This is a genomic window from Coprococcus intestinihominis, from assembly GCF_040096555.1.
GTDB classification, from domain to species: Bacteria; Bacillota; Clostridia; order Lachnospirales; family Lachnospiraceae; genus Coprococcus_A; species Coprococcus_A intestinihominis.
Map to the genome: position 1 here is coordinate 1 of NZ_JBBMEK010000377.1, position 2,230 is coordinate 2,230.

Sequence of the window (2,230 nt, forward strand, 5' to 3'; positions counted from 1 at the left end):
TTATATTCTGAAGCTGCTGTAAATGATATATGCATTAAGAGCAGTCCTGTTTTCTAATTTTAGCTAACTGGCATTACTACTTTAAGGCTCCCTTTCATGCAAACACCATTTTATCTTATCCCAAATTCATCCTCCGCTCCATCCTCCACCTTATATATGAATACCCATTCCAAATATTTGCTTTTACCGGATACTCTTTCATGTAAACAAATACAGTGTGATATTTAATAAAATGCAATCTACACCAATTATGTATATCCTTCATATACAAGTCATTCATACCATTCACCCACTGTTCTAAAGACCATATATCTTTATCTGACAATAACTCCATTATGAACAGTACATTATAATATTGAATGACACCTACCCTCTTCCCTTCCTCTATTAACCTTTTACACAATAACCTATACTTAATGTTCATAGCGTTCCTATGCCCTCCCTCTAATCTATAATATTCCATCCTTATACACGTTATATATATAATTATTATATAGTACATATAATACTTTGGATCATATCCAATGCCTCCTCACCGCGGACCTCACCAACGATAATTCTGTCCGGCCGCATCCTCAAACTGGTACGGATCAGGTCCCTCAGTGTCACATTACTGACTCCGTCACCATCCGCCTGACGCACTTCCATTCTCACCAGGTTTTCTATTCCGTGGATCTGAAGTTCCGCAGAATCCTCAATGGTGATCACCCGCTCTGTTTTAGGAATGTAATCCGCCAGAACATTCAAAAATGTTGTTTTCCCTGTACTGGTAGCCCCGCTGATAAATATGTTGTACCCTGCTTTCACAAGCACTTTCAAATATTCTGCCGCCTCCTGACTGATGGACTCCCAGCGGATCAAATCCTCCATTGTGATCGCTTCCTCGGGAAATTTTCTGATTGTCAGAATCGGTCCGTTGAGTGCCACAGGATCCAGGACAACGTTCACTCTGGATCCGTCTTTCAATCTTGCATCCACAATAGGAATTGATTCATTGACCTGTCGATTTGAGCGTGAAACAATCTGCTGGATCACGTCTTCCAATTTTTCCCGGGATTCAAAATGCCTGTCCCAGGTGTAGATCCGGCCATCTCTTTCATAAAAAATCGCATCCGCCCCATTCACCATAATTTCTGTTACTGTTTTGTCATCAATCAGCTCCTGCAAAAGATCCAGTCTCCGGATCGCATTGAACAATTCCTGCCGCAGTGTCAGCTTCGTAACCGCACTCATATAAACTTCCCTGCTTTTTTCCATAATGACCGAATCTATGATTTCCCCAATCTGTGCATCCGATAATTCACTGCTCATATCCATTCTCTGACGCACCGTCTCCTGCAGCTGCTGTTTCAAATTCTGAAACTGCTCCATATCTTCATCCCCGCCCTTTATTCTTCAACATTCAATCTTTTTACCTTCTCTGAAAAACCTTCGCCGGCTGCCTTCCCAGCTGCCTTCAAAAAACGTTCTGTCAATTGTTCCGACCATGGCGCATGCTCCCCTGCTACATACCATTCATCACAACTGTCCATAACAATTCCCGGCGGCATCACCGTACCGAAATCCAGCAAAATCTGATCGTACTTTGTGTCTTTACAAAGCCTCTCAAGGCAAAACCGCCAGTCTTCCTCCTCCAATTCCCACATCTCCATCGGCATCGCCGCCCCGGCAATATATTCCACCGGTCCTTTGACAGCCATTCTTTCAACTTTCATCCCCAAATTACTGCTTCTTTGCTTCACATAATAAATAATCTCTGATAATCCTTCCTGCCTTCTTTCCCCCTCCATATACTGCTCAAATATCGTCACTGTTTCAAAATTCAAATACAGCAAATTCCCCATTTTGCCTTTCTGTCTGCACATTTCAAGTACCTTAAGAAAACTCTTTTCATTATTCACAGGCCTATATATCCCTGCACACACACACTCCTTTTTTCCATGATTTCTTTCCCACTGCAACATCCATCCATTTTCCTCACAAAATTCCAATAATCTTTGATAAATCACCCCTGCTGATTGGTATTTGTACACATTCCTCCCTTCCATTCCGATTATTTGTCCACTTTCATCCAGTATACATACATTCCCCTCTTTGACTTTTTCCCCATACAGCGCCATCAGTGATGAAGTTATCAATACCAGATCTGCCTTTTTCCACTTTTCATCCGATATCGGATGTTCCAGATACAGTTGGATATTAAATGGCGAATATGCCTGACGTCCAAGAA

The 2,230-nt window shown here is 41.8% G+C and carries 2 protein-coding genes; both read right to left on the minus strand.

The window, feature by feature from the left end; genetic code table 11:
• Window positions 1-489: 489 nt before the first annotated feature.
• A complete protein-coding gene (locus WMO25_RS17340; protein ID WP_215689673.1) occupies window positions 490-1,371 on the minus strand; it encodes a TadA family conjugal transfer-associated ATPase in 882 nt (293 codons plus the stop codon).
• A gap of 17 nt (window positions 1,372-1,388) precedes the next feature.
• Window positions 1,389-2,230: P-loop NTPase family protein (locus tag WMO25_RS17345; RefSeq protein ID WP_349086437.1), on the minus strand; the 842-nt coding region annotated here is incomplete at its 5' end.